Annotated in this window: 15 protein-coding genes; 10 read left to right on the top strand and 5 right to left on the bottom strand. The window is 64.8% G+C overall.

Annotation, left to right across the window (positions count from 1 at the left end; genetic code table 11):
• Positions 1–23 precede the first annotated feature (23 nt).
• From recG to WA983_RS11115, 3 genes are all read left to right on the top strand, one after another.
• Positions 24–2,060: an ATP-dependent DNA helicase RecG gene (recG, locus tag WA983_RS11125; RefSeq protein WP_424247603.1), complete on the top strand. Its 2,037-nt coding sequence runs from the start codon at positions 24–26 to the stop codon at positions 2,058–2,060.
• Between the two features lie 54 nt (positions 2,061–2,114).
• Entirely contained in the window at positions 2,115–3,071 is a 957-nt protein-coding gene (locus WA983_RS11120) for a LysR substrate-binding domain-containing protein (protein ID WP_424247599.1), read from the top strand.
• A 114-nt stretch (positions 3,072–3,185) separates the two neighbouring features.
• The gene (locus WA983_RS11115; RefSeq protein WP_424247601.1) at positions 3,186–4,307 is read left to right on the top strand and encodes a branched-chain amino acid ABC transporter substrate-binding protein; all 1,122 of its coding nucleotides are present in this window, start codon (positions 3,186–3,188) and stop codon (positions 4,305–4,307) included.
• A 94-nt stretch (positions 4,308–4,401) separates the two neighbouring features.
• Here WA983_RS11115 and WA983_RS11110 read toward each other — a convergent pair whose 3' ends face one another.
• From WA983_RS11110 to ugpB, 4 genes are read right to left on the bottom strand one after another with little or no spacing between them, the layout of a single operon-like run.
• Entirely contained in the window at positions 4,402–5,475 is a 1,074-nt protein-coding gene (locus tag WA983_RS11110; protein ID WP_424312029.1) for a sn-glycerol-3-phosphate import ATP-binding protein UgpC, read from the bottom strand.
• A 15-nt stretch (positions 5,476–5,490) separates the two neighbouring features.
• Positions 5,491–6,333, bottom strand: a complete 843-nt coding sequence (gene ugpE / locus WA983_RS11105; protein WP_424252421.1) for a sn-glycerol-3-phosphate ABC transporter permease UgpE — start codon at positions 6,331–6,333, stop codon at positions 5,491–5,493.
• A 33-nt stretch (positions 6,334–6,366) separates the two neighbouring features.
• Positions 6,367–7,248, bottom strand: a complete 882-nt coding sequence (ugpA, locus tag WA983_RS11100; RefSeq protein ID WP_424252419.1) for a sn-glycerol-3-phosphate ABC transporter permease UgpA — start codon at positions 7,246–7,248, stop codon at positions 6,367–6,369.
• Between the two features lie 19 nt (positions 7,249–7,267).
• Entirely contained in the window at positions 7,268–8,578 is a 1,311-nt protein-coding gene (gene ugpB, locus WA983_RS11095) for a sn-glycerol-3-phosphate ABC transporter substrate-binding protein UgpB (RefSeq protein ID WP_424312028.1), read from the bottom strand.
• 200 nt (positions 8,579–8,778) lie between these two features.
• Here ugpB and proC point away from each other — a divergent pair, with 200 nt between their 5' ends.
• The 6 genes from proC to WA983_RS11065 all read left to right on the top strand — a co-directional run bounded on the left by proC (position 8,779) and on the right by WA983_RS11065 (position 14,663).
• Entirely contained in the window at positions 8,779–9,612 is an 834-nt protein-coding gene (gene proC / locus WA983_RS11090) for a pyrroline-5-carboxylate reductase (protein ID WP_424312027.1), read from the top strand.
• A gap of 206 nt (positions 9,613–9,818) precedes the next feature.
• On the top strand, positions 9,819–10,937 hold the full coding sequence (locus WA983_RS11085) for a high-affinity branched-chain amino acid ABC transporter substrate-binding protein (RefSeq protein WP_424252413.1): 1,119 nt from the start codon (positions 9,819–9,821) through the stop codon (positions 10,935–10,937).
• A gap of 94 nt (positions 10,938–11,031) precedes the next feature.
• Complete coding sequence (gene livH, locus WA983_RS11080) at positions 11,032–11,961, top strand: high-affinity branched-chain amino acid ABC transporter permease LivH (RefSeq protein WP_424252411.1); 930 nt, start codon at positions 11,032–11,034, stop codon at positions 11,959–11,961.
• 1 nt (position 11,962) lies between these two features.
• Positions 11,963–13,198 carry a high-affinity branched-chain amino acid ABC transporter permease LivM gene (locus WA983_RS11075; protein WP_424252409.1) on the top strand — a complete coding sequence of 412 codons (1,236 nt, stop codon included), beginning with the start codon at positions 11,963–11,965 and terminating at the stop codon, positions 13,196–13,198.
• A complete protein-coding gene (gene livG, locus WA983_RS11070) occupies positions 13,195–13,959 on the top strand; it encodes a high-affinity branched-chain amino acid ABC transporter ATP-binding protein LivG (RefSeq protein ID WP_424252407.1) in 765 nt (254 codons plus the stop codon). The genes WA983_RS11075 and livG overlap by 4 nt, the downstream gene beginning before the upstream one ends.
• A 2-nt stretch (positions 13,960–13,961) precedes the next feature.
• On the top strand, positions 13,962–14,663 hold the full coding sequence (locus WA983_RS11065; RefSeq protein WP_424252405.1) for an ABC transporter ATP-binding protein: 702 nt from the start codon (positions 13,962–13,964) through the stop codon (positions 14,661–14,663).
• 59 nt (positions 14,664–14,722) lie between these two features.
• Here the strand turns inward: WA983_RS11065 and WA983_RS11060 are convergent, their stop codons facing one another.
• Positions 14,723–15,334, bottom strand: coding sequence for a glutathione S-transferase family protein (locus WA983_RS11060; protein ID WP_424252403.1), 612 nt, complete (start codon positions 15,332–15,334; stop codon positions 14,723–14,725).
• A gap of 129 nt (positions 15,335–15,463) precedes the next feature.
• Between WA983_RS11060 and WA983_RS11055 the strand changes: the two genes are divergently transcribed.
• A complete protein-coding gene (locus WA983_RS11055) occupies positions 15,464–16,435 on the top strand; it encodes a D-2-hydroxyacid dehydrogenase (protein ID WP_424252427.1) in 972 nt (323 codons plus the stop codon).
• Positions 16,436–16,445 lie beyond the last annotated feature (10 nt).

Below are 16,445 nucleotides of genomic sequence, written 5' to 3'. Positions count from 1 at the left end.
CGGCTGAAAAGCCGCGCCGGGCCGTGCCCGGCGCCCGCAAGACGGCGGGGGTGTCCCAGGCTCGACTGTTCGAGCGACTGGGGCTGCGCACCCCCGCCGACTTTGCCACCCATCTGCCGCTGCGTTACGAAGACGAGACCCGCATCACGTCGATCGGCGACGCGCAGCCAGGCGTCCACGCCCTGTTCGAGGGCGAGATCGTCGACAGCGAAATCCGCTTCGGTCCCCGGCGGACCCTGCAGGCCACGCTGGCCGACGATTCCGGTCGCCTGGGTCTGCGCTGGCTGCACGTCTATCCAGGTCAGCAGGGACGTCTGCACGCCGGACGGCGGATTCGGGCGCGGGGTGAGGTTCGCGCGGGCTTTCACGGGCTGGAGATCGTGCACCCGCTGGTGACGGAGCCAGGCACGCCGCTGCCCGACACCTTGACGCCGGTCTATCCCACGACCCAGGGCCTGCCGCAGGCCGCTTTGCGCAAAGCCATCGCGCGCGCTTTGGACGAGGCCGTCCTGGACGACACGCTGCCGGCCGCCGTGCGCGAGACCTACCAGTTGGCCGATTTCGCGCCGTCCCTGCGCTTGCTGCATCACCCGGGGCCGGACATTTCCCTGGAATCACTGGCCGCGCACAGCCATCCCGCCTGGCGGCGCATCAAATTCGACGAACTGCTGGCGCAGCAGCTTGCCTTGGCCGACGCCCGCGCCGCGCGCCGCGCCCAGGCCGCGCACAGCCTGCGGGGAGACGGCCGTTTGACGGGCCGCCTGCTGGCCGGCCTGCCGTTTGCACCGACCGGCGCCCAGTCCCGCGCCGTGGCGCAGATTGGTGCGGATCTGGCGCGGACACACCCCATGCATCGCCTGCTGCAAGGCGATGTAGGCAGTGGCAAGACCCTGGTGGCCGCCCTGGCGGCCGCTCAGGCGATCGAGGCCGGCGCTCAGGTCGCCGTGATGGCGCCCACGGAAATCCTGGCCGAACAGCTCTGGCGCAAACTGTCCGAATGGCTGACGCCGCTGGGCGTCGTGCCCGTCTGGCTGACGGGCGGCCTGCCGGCCGCCGAACGCCGCAAGGCCTTGAGCGCGATGGCCTCTGGCGAGGCCCGGCTGGCGATCGGTACCCAGGCCCTGATCCAGGACAAGGTGGAGTTCGAGTCGCTGGGCCTGGTGATCAGCGATGAGCAGCATCGTTTCGGCGTGGGGCAACGCCTGGCACTGAACCGCAAGGGTGACCAGGCCAGGTATCGCCCGCATCAGCTCAGCATGAGCGCCACGCCCATCCCGAGAACCCTGGCGATGGCTTTCTTTGCCGATATGGACGTTTCGGTGCTGGACGAACTGCCGCCGGGCCGCGTGCCGGTGCGCACGCGCTTGTTCGACGACCGGCGCCGCGACGAGGTCCTGGTCCGCGTGGGCGAGGTCGTGCGCGCCGGCCGCCAGGCCTATTGGGTCTGCCCCCTGGTCGAGGAAAGCGAAGCCCTGCAATTGCAGACGGCGGTCGATACCTATGAACTGCTGTGCGCGGCCCTGCCGGACCTGCGCATCGGCCTGATGCACGGCCGCCTGCCCGCGCGGGACAAATCCGAGATCATGGATGCCTTTCGCGCTGGAGAGATCGATCTGTTGGTCGCCACCACCGTCATCGAGGTCGGTGTGGACGTACCCAATGCGGGTCTGATGGTGATCGAGCACGCCGAGCGCTTCGGTCTGGCGCAGTTGCATCAGTTGCGCGGCCGGGTCGGGCGGGGCGGCGGCGAAGCCACCTGCGTCCTGCTGTACCAGCCGCCGCTGTCGGCCATCGCCCGGGAGCGCCTGCGCGCCATGTACGAGACCACCGACGGCTTCGAGATCGCGCGACGCGACCTGGCCCAGCGCGGGCCCGGCGAGTTGCTGGGCTTGCGCCAGTCGGGCCAGGCCCTGCTGCGTTTCGCCGACCTGGAATCCGATGAGGACCTGCTGGAGCAGGCCCGCGAGGCCGCCGCCCGGCTGTCGGCCGATTTCCCCGAGCACGCCCGCGCCCACCGGCAACGCTGGATGGCAGGCGCCGACCAATATCTACGCAGTTGATGAAATCCGGCACGATCGTCTGGCATCGTGCCAACAGGTTCGAGAGGAATCCTCATGACGCTGACCGAATTGAAATACATCGTCGCCGTGGCGCGGGAACGCCATTTCGGGCGGGCTGCGGAAGCCTGTTTCGTCAGCCAGCCCACGCTGTCGGTGGCTATCCGCAAGCTTGAAGAAGAACTGGGCGTGGTGCTGTTCGAGCGCGGCGGCGCCGAGGTCGGCATCACCCCCATCGGTTTGCGTGTCGTCGCTCAGGCCCAGAAAGTCCTGGAGGAGGGCGCCAATTTGCGCGAGATCGCCCGGCAGGGCCACGATCCGCTGGAGGGCCCGCTGCGGGTCGGCGTGATCTACACCGTGGGGCCGTACCTGCTGCCTTATCTGGTGCCCGAGCAGATTCGTCGCACTCCCCAGATGCCGCTGCTGCTTCAGGAAAACTACACCGCGCGATTGCTGGAACTGCTGCGCCAGGGTGAAATCGACTGTGCCATCGTCGCCCTGCCGCTGCCCGACACCGGCCTGTCGCAGTGCGCCCTTTATGACGAGCCTTTTTACGTCGCGCTGCCGCACACCCATCCCTGGGCGCAAGAGAAGCAGATCGATTCCGGCCGCCTGAAAGAAGAAACCATGCTGCTGCTGGGCGCCGGCCATTGCTTCCGCGATCAGGTCCTGGAAGTCTGCCCCGAACTGTCGCGCTTCTCGGCCTCCAGCGAAGGCATCCAGCGCACCTTCGAAGGGTCCTCGCTCGAGACCATCCGCCACATGGTGGCCGCAGGCATCGGCATCACGGTCTTGCCGGCCAGTGCCCTGGGGGTGCAGGGAGCCGAGAGCCGCCTGCTGCGCTTCGTGCCGTTCAAGCCGCCGGCACCCGATCGCCGCGTGGTGCTGGTCTGGCGCAAGAGCTTTCCGCGCCAGGCGGCCATCGAGGCCCTGATCCAGGCCGTGCGCCATTGCGGCATGCCGGGCGTGACCGTGCTCGAGGATACGGTCCCGGTGGTTGCCGAGGCAGGCTGAGGCGCGATCTTGCCGCAGCGTGCAAGGACAATATCGGGAAAACCCCCGTGCGGCGCCAGGGGCGTTTTACAGGGGTTTCGTGTATTCTTTTCAAGGTCTTTCACAGGAGGTTTTATGAACGTACGCTTTACGCCGATGGCAGCCGCACTGGGTCTGGCCGCCGGCATGATGCTTTCTTCCGTGGCGCATGCTGATACCATCCGCATCGCCATCGCGGGGCCCTTCACCGGGGCGTTGACCCAGTACGGAGACATGGTCAAGGAAGGCGTGGACACGGCGATCGAAACCATCAACGCCGGTGGCGGCGTGCTGGGCAACAAGCTGGAAGCTGTCGTCATCGACGACGGTTGCGAGCCCAAGCAGGGTCCGGTCGTGGCCAACCGCGTCGTCAACGAAAAAATCCACTACGTCGTGGGCCACGTGTGCTCCGGCGCGACCATTGCCGCGACACCCGTCTACAACAACGAAGGCGTGGTCATGATCTCCCCGTCCGCCACCTCGCCTCTGGTGACCGACGGCAAGAACTACGACATGATCTTCCGCACCATCGGCCGTGACGACCAGCAAGGTCCCGCCGCTGCGGAATTCATCGCCCAGAAGGTCAAGCCCAAGGCCGTGGCCGTGCTGCACGACAAGCAGTCGTACGGCCAGGGTATCGCCACCGCCGTCAAGGCCGATCTCGAAAAGGCCGGCATCAAGGTCGTCCTGTTCGAAGGCATCAACGCCGGCGACAGCGACTACTCCGCCGTGATCACCAAGCTCAAGTCCTCGGGTGCCGACTTCGTCTACTACGGCGGCTACCACCCCGAAATGGGCCTGCTGCTGCGCCAGGGTGCCGAACAGGGCCTGCAGGCCAAGTTCATGGGTCCTGAAGGCGTGGGTAACCCGGACATCAACGCCATCGCCGGCCCGGCCGTCGAAGGCATGCTGGTGACCCTGCCGGCCGACTTCACCTCCGACCCGGCCAACGCGTCCGTGGTCAAGGCCTTCAAGGACAAGAACCGCAACCCGGGCGGCGCCTTCCAGCTCACCGCCTATTCCGCCGTCGAAGCCATCGCCGCCGGGATCAAGGGCGTGGGCAAGGACGATCCGACCAAGGTCGCGGCCTGGCTGCACAGCAACTCGGTCAAGACCCCGATCGGCGACATCGCCTGGAACAAGCAGGGCGACCTCAAGTCCTTCAAGTTCGACGTCTTCACCTGGCACGCGGACGGTTCCAAGACCGTCTTCAAGTAATAAGCCTCGTCCATGCGGGGGCCGCGCGGCTCCCGACATGGAAAACGGCGCAACCCGTTTCCGGGCTGCGCCGTTTTTCTTTTTGCCACCGGGCTCAGCCCTGGACGCGTTTGCCCGTGTCGGCCTCGAACCAGTGTGCCGGATGCCGGCCATCCGGCCCCAAGGTGATCTCGTCGCCGGCGGCGAGCGGGCGTTCCCCGGCTTCGGGCGCGGTGCAGCGCAGGATCAGCGGCTGTTCGCCCCAGCGGGCGTGGATCAGTTGCTCGGAGCCCAGGATTTCGACCATCTCGATCCGGGCCTGCAGGCCCGGTGCGCCGAGCGTCAGATGCTCCGGGCGCAGCCCCAGGATCAGGGCCCGAGCAGGGCCGGGGGGCGCTGTCAGGGGCAAGGCGGTACCGTCCGGGCCGACAGCCCGGCCCTGCGCATCCACATCCACCCGCAGCAGATTCATGGGCGGCGAGCCGATGAAGCTGGCGACGAAGACGGTGGCGGGTCGCTCGAAGACCTCGGCGGGCGTGCCGATCTGTTCGGGCACGCCCTTGTTCATGACGATCATGCGGTGGGCCAGCGTCATGGCCTCGACCTGATCGTGGGTGACGTACAGGCTGGTCGTACCCAGACGCTGGTGCAGTTTCTGGATTTCCAGGCGCATCTGCACGCGCAGCTTGGCGTCCAGATTCGACAGGGGTTCGTCGAACAGGAACACGGCCGGTTCGCGCACGATGGCACGGCCCATGGCGACGCGCTGACGCTGGCCGCCGGATAATTGGCGCGGCCGCCGCTCCAGCAGTTGATCCAGCTCCAGGATGCGGGCGGCGTCCTCGACCCGGCGGCGGATCTCGTCGCGGCCCAGGCGGCGGATCTTCAGGCCATAGGCCATATTGTCGAAGACGCTCATGTGGGGATAGAGCGCGTAGTTCTGGAACACCATGGCGATGTCGCGCTCGGCGGGCTCCAGGTCGTTGACGACACGGCCGCCGATGGCGATTTCACCGCCGGTGATGGATTCCAGGCCTGCCACCATGCGCATCAGGGTCGATTTGCCGCAGCCCGACGGCCCGACGATGACGACGAATTCACCGTCGCGCACGTCCATGTCGATGCCATGGATGACGGCCACATCGCCGGGGTAGGTTTTGCGTACGGCGCGAAAGCTGAGGGTTGCCATGGGGAATGCGGTTTCCTATTTCTCTGAATCGACCAGGCCCTTGACGAACCATTTCTGCATCAGGATGACGACGGCGGCGGGGGGCAGCATGGCCAGCATGGCCGTGGCCATGACCAGATTCCATTCGGTGACGCTGTCGCCCCCGGCGATCATGCGGCGGATGCCGACCACCACGGGGTACATGTTTTCGTGCGTGGTGATGATGAGCGGCCACAGATACTGGTTCCAGCCGTAGATGAACTGGATCACGAACAGGGCGGCGATGCTGGTGCGTGACAGCGGCAGCAGGATGTCCTTGAAGAAGCGCATGGGACCTGCGCCGTCGATGCGCGCGGCCTCGACCAGTTCGTCCGGCACGGTCAGGAAAAACTGCCGGAACAGAAAGGTGGCGGTGGCCGAGGCGATCAGCGGCAGGGTCAGGCCGGCGTAGCTGTTGAGCATGCCCAGATCGGCCACGACCGCGTAGGTGGGGGCGATGCGGACTTCCACCGGCAGCATCAGGGTGACGAAGATCATCCAGAAGCACAGCATGCGCAGGGGGAAGCGGAAATACACCACGGCGAAGGCCGATAGCATGGAAATGGCGATCTTGCCGATGGCGATCGCCAAGGCCATGAAGGTGCTGATCCACAGCATCCGGCCCACCGGCGGGGTGTTGATCGCGCCGCCTTTGAGCACGGCCCAGTAGTTCTCCAGCAAGTGGGTGCCGGGAATCAGGGACATGGGCGCCCGGGCGACTTCCTGGGCCGTCTGGGTGGAGGCCACGAAGGCCACGTACAGCGGGAAGGCGATCACCGCCACACCCAGGATCAGCGTGAGGTGCGAGACGATGTCCAGCAGCGGTCGGCGTTCAACCATGGGCGCCTCCGGGAAGGTGGGGAACGGCCCGCATCAATAGTTCACCTTGCGGTCGACGTAGCGGAACTGCAAGGCCGTCAGACCGATCACGATCAGCATCAGGATCACCGACTGGGCGGCGGACGAGCCCAGGTCCAGGCCCTTGAAGCCGGCGTTGTACACCTTGTAGACCAGGATGTCGGTGGCATGCCCCGGTCCCCCTTGCGTCACCACGTCGATGACGGCAAAGGTATCGAAGAAGGCGTAGATGAAATTGATCACCAGCAGGAAAAAGGTCGTGGGCGAGAGCAGCGGAAAGACGATGCTGCAAAAGCGTCGGACGGGACCCGCGCCGTCGATGGCGGCCGCTTCGATGAGTGAGCGGGGGATGGACTGCAGCCCGGCCAGGAAGAACAGGAAGTTGTAGGACACCTGCTTCCAGATCGAGGCAAAGACCACCAGCGCCAGGGCGTCGTCGCCGTCCAGACGCGGGTTCCAGTCCAGGCCGATCTGCGCCATGTAGACTGCCAGGATGCCGACCGAGGGCGAGAACAGGAACAGCCACAGCACCCCGGCCACGGCCGCCGCGACTGCGTAGGGCCAGATCAGCAGGGTTTTGTACAGGCCCGCGCCACGCACCACGCGGTCGGCCATCACGGCCAGCAGCAACGAGATCGCCAGCCCGCCGAACGCCACCAGCGCCGAAAACCCGAGTGTGGTGCGAAATGAACTCAGGTAGTCGGCGCTGGCGAACAGGTCCGCGAAGTTCTCCAGACCCGCAAACTGCGAGGACAGGCCGAAGGGGTCTTCCAGGCGGAAGGACTGCCACAAGGCCTGGCCCGCCGGCCAGAAGAAAAACACCAGCGTGATGGCCAGTTGCGGCGCCAACAGCAGCCAGGGCAGGCTGCGGTGGCGGAAGACGACGCGTTTCTCCATGGGGGCGGCGCGCCCGGATCTACTTGACGCTCTTCTGGAAGCGTTCGAGCAGGGCGTTGCCTTCGGTGTTCATCTTCTTGAGGCCGTCTTCGGGGCTGGTCTGGCCGGCAAAGATCTGTTCCATGGTGCTGTCCTCGATGTCGCGAATCTGCGGCAGGTAGCCCAGCCGGATGCCGCGGGAGTTGGCGGTGGTGGTGGCGTCGAGCTGCTTGACCGCGATTTCCGTGCCCGGGTTCTTGTCGTAGAAGCCGGATTCCTTGGTGGCCTGATAGCCCGCCTTGGTGACCGGCACGTAGCCGGTGCCCTGGTGCCAGGCGGCGGCCTGTTCGGGGCTGGCCAGGAACTTGAAGAATTTCACCACGCCTTTGTAGGCGGTATCGGATTTGCCGGAGAACACCCACAGCGAGGCGCCGCCGATGATGGAGTTCTGGGGAGCCCCCTGCACGTCGGGATAGTAGGGCAGGGTGCTGGTGCCGAAGGCGAAGCCGCCGGTCTTGATGATGGAGGCGCGCATGCCGCTGGAGCCGGTGTACATGCCGCATTTGCCCGAAGTGAACAGGGCGTTGCCCGCGTCGCCGCGTCCGCCGTAGGTGAAGGTGCCGGCCTTGGCCATGTCGGTGAGGAAGCTCAGGTGCTTGCGAAACAGGGGGCTGTCCAGTTGCAGGCGCGCGTCCAGGCCGCCGAAGCCGTTGTCCTGGCTGGCGTAGGGCACGTTGTGCCAGGCGGCGAAGTTCTCCAGCAGAATCCAGGACGGCCAGGCCGAGGAATAGCCGCATTCCATGCCGGCGGCGCGCAGTTTCTTGGCCGCATCGGCGACTTCGGGCCAGGTCTTGGGCGGATGTTCGGGGTCCAGGCCGGCCTTTTTGAAGGCGTCCTTGTTGTAGTACAGCACCGGTGTGGAGCTGTTGAAGGGCATGGACACCAGCTTGCCGTCGGGGGACGAGTAGTAGCCGGCCACGGCGCCCAGGAAAGCGGACGGATCGATGGGGTCGCCGACGGATTCGGACAGCGCCTGGACGGGCTTGATGGCGCCCTTGGCATACATCATGGTGGCCGTGCCGACCTCGAAGACCTGCAGGATGTCGGGGGCATTGCCCGCACGGAAGGCGGCGATCCCCGCGTTCATGGATTCGCCGTAGTTGCCCTTGTAGACGGCATGCACGACATAGTCGGACTGGCTGGCGTTGAAATCCTTGGCGAGCTGGGTGACGCGCTCACCCAGCGGGCCTTCCATGGAATGCCAGAACGTGACGTCAGTCGCGGCCTGGGCCAGGCCGGCGCTGCTCAGCAGGGCGGCCAATGCGGTCGTGCGGAACAAGGAAAAAGCCATGGTGGTCTCCTGTGATTGTGCCTCCCGGTTCGCCCGGGACGGCGGCGGGAGGGGATTATAGGGAGTCATTGTGATGGGCTGATGACAGCTTTGGCAATCCCTGATTTCCTTGTTTTTCTTTTCGTTTCCTGTGCGTTTTCTTTCCAATGTCCGATGTGAGGCCTTCTGTCCAACAGCGCTTGTCCGTACAATGCCGGGTCATGAAAACAGAACTTTCTCTTGCGCTCATTGGCGGCGGCAATATGGCCAACGCCCTGGCCAGCGGCCTGATCGGCCGGCGTTGCGCCGCCGGCAATGTCCACGTCATCGACCCCGGCGAGGAAACTCGCGAACGCTGGGACGCGTTGGGTACCACCACGGCGGCGGCGCCCGATGCGCGCCTGGCCGAATGCCGTGTCTGGTTCTTCGCCGTCAAGCCCCAGGTCATGGCCGAGGTCGTGCGCCAGTGCCGTCCCTGGTTGCGCCCCGATACCCTGATCATCAGCATCGCTGCCGGCATCCCCGGCGAGGTGATCGCGCGCTGGCTGGGTGACGACGATCGGCCCTATGCCCGGGTCGTCCGCTGCATGCCCAATACGCCGGCACTGATTGCCTGCGGCATGACGGGCATGGCGGCCCTGGCCGGCGTGGATGAGTCCGATCGTGCCTTGGCCGAGGAACTGCTGCGCGCCGTCGGCGAGGTCATCTGGGTGAGGGACGACGCCGCCATCGACGCCGTCACGGCGGTGTCCGGCAGCGGTCCCGCCTATGTCTTCTTGTTCCTGGAGGCCCTGATCGCGGCCGGCATCGAGCAAGGCCTGACACCAGACCAGGCGCGCCGGCTGGCGCTGGGTACTTTTCATGGCGCGACCCAGTTGGCGACCCTGTCACCGGATTCGCCTGCGGTCTTGCGTGATCGGGTGACGTCCAAGGGCGGCACCACGGCCGCAGCGCTGGCGGTCTTCCAGGATCGCGGTCTTGCCGAGATCATGCGCGCGGCGGTGGACGCCGCCGCACGCCGGGCGGGCGAACTGGCGCGTGAGTTCTCCGTCTGAAACGGGGGGTGCCCGACCCGGGGGCACCCATCATGGTCACGTTCGGTCATAAGGGATTAACCGTAGTGACACCTCGGGGGGAGAGCCTTCAGAATACGCCTGCCGCTCAGGGCGGAAAGCAAAACCAAGGCTTGGCGCTCTCTGGCTTCGGTCCCGAACGGGGATACCGAAATATTGCCACGGGTGCCTCTACCGGAGACTATCGAATGAAGTTCACACTGCGCATCACCCCCTGCATCCTCGCGTTCGGAGCTCTGGCTCTGGCTGCCGGCGCTCATGCCGACACCCTCAAGATCGGCATTCCCCAGCCGATGACCGGCCCCAACACTCAGTATGGCGATCAGATTCAGGCGGGCGCCTTGACGGCCATTGATGCCATGAACGAAGCCGGCGGCATCAAGGGCATGAAGATCGAGCCCCTGCTGATCGACGACGGCTGCGAACCCAAGCAGGCCGTCCCGGCCGCCAACCGCGTGGTCAACGCCGGCGCCAAGTTTGCCATCGCCCACGCCTGCTCGGGCACCACCGTCCCGGCCGTGAACGTCTACGAACAGGAAGGCATCGTCGCCATCACCCCGGGCGCCACGTCCCCGCTGGTCACTGACACGATCAAGCCACACTTCTTCTTCCGCACCATCGGTCGCGACGACCAGCAAGGCCCCTTTGCCGCCGGTTACATTGCCCAGCAGCTCAAGCCCAAGAAGGTCGCCATCCTGCATGACAAGCAGACCTACGGCAACGGCGTGGCCACCCAGGTCCAGAAGGCCCTGGAAAAAGACGGCGTGAACATCGCCATGTTCGAAGGCATCAACGTCGGCGACAGCGACTATTCCGCGGTCATCTCGAAACTGAAGGCTCTGGGCCCCGATCTGATCTATTTCGGCGGCTATCACCCCGAACTGGGCCTGCTGCTGCGTCAGGCGCGCGAGCAAGGTCTGGAAACCCAGTTCATGGGTCCCGAAGGCGTGGCCAACAAGGACCTCGCCGCCATCGCGGGCCCGGCCGTGGACAAGCTGCTGGTGACGCTGCCGGCCGACTTCACCAAGCGCAAGGGCAACGAGAAGGTTCTCGAACAGTTCAAGAAGTACCAACGCAGCCCTGACGGCGCCTTCACCATGACCGCCTATGCGGCCATGCAGGTGCTGGCCGACAGTATCAACGCAGTGGGTACGGACCCGGCCAAGGTCGCCGACTACATGCACGGCAATAGCTTCGACACTGCCATCGGCAAGGTCGATTATGATGCCAAGGGCGACCTCAAGCATTTCGAGTTCGCGGTTTTCCGCTGGGATGCCAACGGCAACCTGACCCAGATCCAGCCCTGACGGGCTTGGGCGGCTCCGGCTGACGCCGGGGCCGCTGCGGTTCCTCCGGGCGCATGTCGCCCGGCCGTCTTTTCGTCTTACTCCCCCCGACATTATGTCCGACCTGCTTCCTCTATTGACGCAACAGCTGTTCAACGGCTTGTCGCTGGGCGCCATCTATGCCTTGATCGCCATTGGTTACACCATGGTCTACGGCATCATCGGCATGATCAACTTCGCCCACGGCGAGATCTACATGATCGGCGCCTACGTGGGCCTGGTGACGCTCTCGGCCATCGGCGTGGGCAGCGGCCTGCCGCTGCCCCTGATGGTGCTGATCATGCTGATCATGGCCGTGCTGGTGACTGCGGTCTACGGTTTTGCCGTCGAGAAAATCGCTTACGCACCGCTGCGCAACAGCCCGCGCCTGGTGCCGCTGATCTCCGCCATCGGTATGTCGATCTTTCTGCAAAACTGGGTGGCCACGGGGCAGGGCGCACGCGACATGGCCGTGCCTGCGCTGATCAGTGGATCGTTCAACTTCACGATCGGTTCCAGCGACTTCAGCGTGACGACGCCGTATTCCCGCATCCTGATCATCGTGGTGACAGTGTTGATGATGATCGGCCTGACCCTGTTCATCAAGTATTCGCGCACCGGACAGGCGTCGCGGGCCTGCTCCCAGGACCTGCGCATGGCCAATCTGCTGGGCATCGACACCAGCCGGATCATTTCCCTCACCTTCATGATCGGTGCCATGCTGGCCGCCGTCGGCGGTGTGCTGATTGCGCTGGCCATCGGCAAGCTCAATCCTTTCATCGGTTTCATCGCCGGCATCAAGGCCTTTACCGCCGCCGTGCTGGGCGGCATCGGCAGCATCCCCGGCGCCATGCTGGGCGGTGTGCTGCTGGGCCTGGCCGAGACTTTCGCCGCCGCTTTCATCTCCTCGCAGTACAAGGACATCGTCGCCTTCCTGCTGCTGGTCTTCATCCTGCTGTTCCGTCCCACGGGGCTGTTGGGCAAACCCGAGGTGGAAAAAGTCTAATATGAATCAGTATCTCAAGAATGCAGCGATCGCCTCGCTGCTGGCGGGGGTGATCATTGCCCCCGTATATGGCCTGCAGATCCTGCGCCGGGGCCAGGAAACCTACCTGCAACCCGACTGGAAGATGATCATCGGCGGCATGCTGGCGGTCTTCGTGTTCCACATCCTGAACGCCGTGTGGCGCCAGCACCGGGCCGGCAAGGCGGCTGCGCCTTCACGGTTCCGTATTCCCGCCATCACGGACGCGTTCCGTCACAAGGCGATTCTGGTGCTGGTGCTGTTCGCGCTGGTCTGGCCGTTCTTCACCGGCCGCGCCCAGGTGGACATCGCCACGCTGGTGCTGATCTACGTGATGCTGGGCCTGGGCCTGAACATCGTGGTGGGTTTCGCCGGTCTGCTGGACCTGGGTTTCGTCGGTTTCTACGCCGTGGGCGCCTACACCTACGCCTTGCTGTATCACTGGGCGGGCTGGGGCTTCTGGGAAGCCTTGCCGTTCGCCGGTCTGATGTCGGCCTTTTTCGGCTTCATCCTGGGTTTCCCGGTGCTGCGGCTGCGAGGCGATTACCTGGCGATCGTGACTCTGGGCTTTGGTGAAATCATCCGTCTGCTGCTCATCAACCTGACCGATTTCACCGGCGGTCCGGACGGTATCTCGGGGATTCCCAAGCCGTCCTTCTTCGGTTACCAGATGGTGCGCCGTTCCGTGGACGGCACGCCGACCTTCCATGAACTGATGGGCTGGTCCTTCAACAGCCAGGACGTGGTGATCTACCTGTACCTGATGGCGCTGGTGCTGGTGCTGTTCACTCTGTACTTCACCAGCCGCCTGATCCGCATGCCGATCGGCCGCGCCTGGGAAGCCCTGCGCGAAGACGAGATCGCCTGCCGTTCGCTGGGCCTGAACCCGCGCAACATCAAGCTCTCGGCCTTTACCATGGGGGCCATGTTCGCCGGCTTCGGCGGGGCGTTCTTCGCCGCGCGCCAGGGCCTGGTCAATCCGGAATCCTTCACCTTCATCGAATCGGCGCTGATCCTGGCCATCGTCGTGCTGGGTGGCATGGGCTCGCAACTGGGCGTCATCCTGGCTGCCGTGCTGCTGACCGTCATCCCCGAGGTCGCCCGCGAATTCGCCGAATACCGCATGCTGATCTTCGGCCTGGTCATGGTCGTCATGATGGTCTGGCGTCCGCAGGGCCTGTTGCCGGTGAAACGTCCGCAAGTGGAATTGGAATCATGAGTGAAACATTGCTGAAGGTCAGCGGACTGACCATGCGGTTCGGCGGCCTGCTGGCCGTCGATCAGGTCGAATTCGACGTGCGTCGTGACGAAGTCTTTGCCATCATCGGTCCCAACGGCGCCGGCAAGACCACCGTGTTCAACTGCGTGGGCGGCTTTTACAAGCCCACGACGGGCGACATCCTGATGGATGGCAAGGCCATCACCGGCCAGCCCAGCCACAAGGTCGCCCGCCACGGGCTGGTACGCACGTTCCAGAACGTGCGGCTGTTCAAGAACCTGACCGTGCTGGAAAACCTGATGGTGGCGCAGCACACCCTGATGGAAACCGGTCTGCTGCAGGGCTTGCTCAAGCTACCCTCGTTCCGGCATTCCGAAACCGAGGCCAAGAAACGCGCGGTCCAGTGGCTGGATTTCATGGGCATCCGCCAGTACGCCAACCGCGAGGCCGGCAATCTGGCCTATGGTCACCAGCGCCGCCTGGAAATCGCCCGTTGCATGATCACCCAGCCGCGTCTGCTGATGCTCGACGAGCCGGCCGCCGGCCTGAATCCCCAGGAAAAACGCGACCTGCAGTCGCTGATCGATCAGTTGCGGCGCGAATTCGGCGTGGCCGTGCTGCTGATCGAGCACGACATGAGCCTGGTGATGGGCGTGTCCGACCGCATCCTGGTCATGGAACACGGCAAGCCCATCACGACCGGCTTGCCCGGCGAAGTCCGCGCGGATCCCCGCGTCATCAAAGCTTATCTGGGGGAATGACCGTGCTCAAACTCGAAAACGTCAGCACGTTCTACGGGGCCATCCAGGCCCTGAACGAGGTATCCGTAGAGGTCAACCAGGGGGAAATCGTCACCCTGATCGGCGCCAACGGCGCCGGCAAGACCACGCTGCTCATGTCGGTCTGCGGCAACCCGCGCGCCCGCTCGGGCAGGATCACCTTCCTGGATCAGGACATCACTCAGGAACCCACGCACGTCATCATGCAGCGCGGGATCGCCATCTCGCCGGAAGGCCGGCGCGTGTTTCCCGACCTGACGGTGGCCGAAAACCTGAACATGGGTGCGTTCTTCCTGAACCGTACCCTGACCGAGGAAGGCATGGAGCACGTCTTCGACCTGTTCCCGCGTCTGCGCGAGCGCGCCAACCAGCGTGCCGGCACCATGTCCGGCGGCGAACAGCAGATGCTCGCCATCGGCCGGGCGCTGATGACGCGCCCCAAGCTGCTGTTGCTGGACGAGCCTACGCTGGGCCTGGCGCCGCTGATCATTGCCCAGATCTTCGACATCATCCGTACCATCCGCGAGGAAGGCGTGACGGTGTTCCTGGTCGAGCAGAACGCCAACAAGGCCTTGCAGGTGGCTGACCGGGGCTACGTCCTGGAAACCGGCAAGGTCGTGCTGGCCGACACCGGCGCCAACCTGCTCACCAACGACGAGGTCCGCAAGGCGTACCTGGGGGCCTGATCACGGTTTGGATCCGTGCCGATCTGGATAGAGAATTGCCCGGCTTGGCCGGGCAATCGTCAGATCAAACCCTGTGCCTTCATGGCGGCCTGGACGCCGGCGTCGGCTTGCATGTGCTCCTGGAACCGGCGCAGTTCGTCCAGGCCGTCCAGCGGAATCTGCTTGAAACCGGTCCACAGCAGGATCACGAACAGGTAGGTATCAGCCACCGAGCGTTTGCCGGTCAGCCAGTCGCGTCCACGCAACTGGTTATTGGTGATGCTCAACAGTCCCCGCAGATGTTCGATCGCTTTGACGGCCAGAACCTGAGCCACGGCCTCGTCACCGCCGCTGAATTGGCTTGCGCCGAAGACCAGGGAGAAGGTCTTGTGCAGGTCGGAATTGCACAGGCCCAGCCAGCGATGGGTTTCCGCGCGTTCGCGGGGTGTGTCGCCCAGCAGGTCGGCCTGAGGATTGAGTTCTGCCAGATAGTTCAGGATGGCGGCGCTCTGGGTCAGGACGAAGTCGCCGTCCACCAGGGTGGGGACGGCGCCGGTCGGATTGAGTGCCAGATAGTCGGCTTCCTTGGTCTGCTCGCGGGTCAGCCGGACGGTTTCGTAGGGCTTGCCGATCCATTCGAGGACGATGTGGCTGGCCAGAGGGCAGGCGCCGGGGAAGTAATAGAGTTTCATGATGCTCCCATGGGGGAATAGGGGGGGTGCTCCTTCGTTTTATACCACTTGCTTCCGGCGGCTGCCCGGTCATGCGGTAGACTATCCAGGCTGTCGTTGCCTTTCGATGAGGTTCGTTCAATGGACACCCTGCGTATCGTTTTCCTGGACCGGGATTCCCTGCCAGCGACGGAGACGTTTACCGGCCCGGAAGCCCCTCACAAATGGGTCTCGTACCCGCGCACGGCACCTGAGCAGGTCGCCGAACGCATCTGTGACGCCGATATCGTCATCGTCAACAAAGTTCCGCTGGCCGCCGACGCGATCGCCCAGGCGTCACGCCTGAAGATGATTGCCATCGCCGCGACCGGCACCGACAACGTCGACCTGGACGCCTGCGATCAGCGTGGCATCATCGTGTCCAACGTGCGCGACTATGCCGTGCACGCCGTGCCCGAACACACTTTTGCCCTGATGCTGGCCTTGCGGCGCAATCTGCTGGCCTACCGCCAGTCGGTGCAGGACGGCCGCTGGCAGGCCAGTGGCCAGTTCTGCTATTTCGATTTTCCGGTACATGATCTGGCCGGCTCGACCTTGGGCATCATCGGCCGGGGCGCGCTGGGCGAAGCGGTGGCCGAGATCGCGCGCGCCTTCGGCATGAAGGTCCAGTTCGCTGCGCGGCGGGATGCCAATGAGCCCACCAGCGATTACACCGATTTCAACCACGTCCTGCGCACCAGTGACGTGATCAGCCTGCATTGCCCTTTGAATGCTCAGACCCGGGGCATGATCGGCGCTGCCGAGTTCGCCCTGATGGAACGCAAACCATTGCTGGTCAACACCGCGCGCGGAGGGCTGGTGGACGAATACGCGCTGGAACACGCGCTGCGCTCGGGGCAGATCAGCGGCGCGGGTTTTGATGTGGCCTCCCAGGAACCCCCCGCGCCGGACCATCCGCTGATGCGCTTGCTGGACCACCCGAACTTCATTCTGACTCCGCACGTGGCCTGGAGCAGCGATGCCGCCATCCGGGCGATGATCCGCCAGGTGCGCGACAACATCGATGCCTTCCTGCGCGACGCGCCACGCAACGTCGTTGCCGGCTACCGCGCCGCGCGCTGATCTTCTTCCT

The sequence above is a fragment of the Castellaniella sp. genome, assembly GCF_049650445.1.
Lineage (GTDB): Bacteria > Pseudomonadota > Gammaproteobacteria > Burkholderiales > Burkholderiaceae_B > Castellaniella.
This window is presented reverse-complemented; position numbering and strand designations above follow the sequence as displayed.

Coding starts and splice junctions, on each gene's coding strand:
- WA983_RS11120 (WP_424247599.1), top strand. CDS start 2,115: ATGACGCTGACCGAATTGAAATACATCGTCGCCGTGGCGCGGGAACGC.
- WA983_RS11115 (WP_424247601.1), top strand. CDS start 3,186: ATGAACGTACGCTTTACGCCGATGGCAGCCGCACTGGGTCTGGCCGCC.
- WA983_RS11110 (WP_424312029.1), bottom strand. CDS start 5,475: ATGGCAACCCTCAGCTTTCGCGCCGTACGCAAAACCTACCCCGGCGAT.
- ugpE (WP_424252421.1), bottom strand. CDS start 6,333: ATGGTTGAACGCCGACCGCTGCTGGACATCGTCTCGCACCTCACGCTG.
- ugpA (WP_424252419.1), bottom strand. CDS start 7,248: ATGGAGAAACGCGTCGTCTTCCGCCACCGCAGCCTGCCCTGGCTGCTG.
- ugpB (WP_424312028.1), bottom strand. CDS start 8,578: ATGGCTTTTTCCTTGTTCCGCACGACCGCATTGGCCGCCCTGCTGAGC.
- proC (WP_424312027.1), top strand. CDS start 8,779: ATGAAAACAGAACTTTCTCTTGCGCTCATTGGCGGCGGCAATATGGCC.
- WA983_RS11085 (WP_424252413.1), top strand. CDS start 9,819: ATGAAGTTCACACTGCGCATCACCCCCTGCATCCTCGCGTTCGGAGCT.
- livH (WP_424252411.1), top strand. CDS start 11,032: ATGTCCGACCTGCTTCCTCTATTGACGCAACAGCTGTTCAACGGCTTG.
- WA983_RS11075 (WP_424252409.1), top strand. CDS start 11,963: ATGAATCAGTATCTCAAGAATGCAGCGATCGCCTCGCTGCTGGCGGGG.
- livG (WP_424252407.1), top strand. CDS start 13,195: ATGAGTGAAACATTGCTGAAGGTCAGCGGACTGACCATGCGGTTCGGC.
- WA983_RS11060 (WP_424252403.1), bottom strand. CDS start 15,334: ATGAAACTCTATTACTTCCCCGGCGCCTGCCCTCTGGCCAGCCACATC.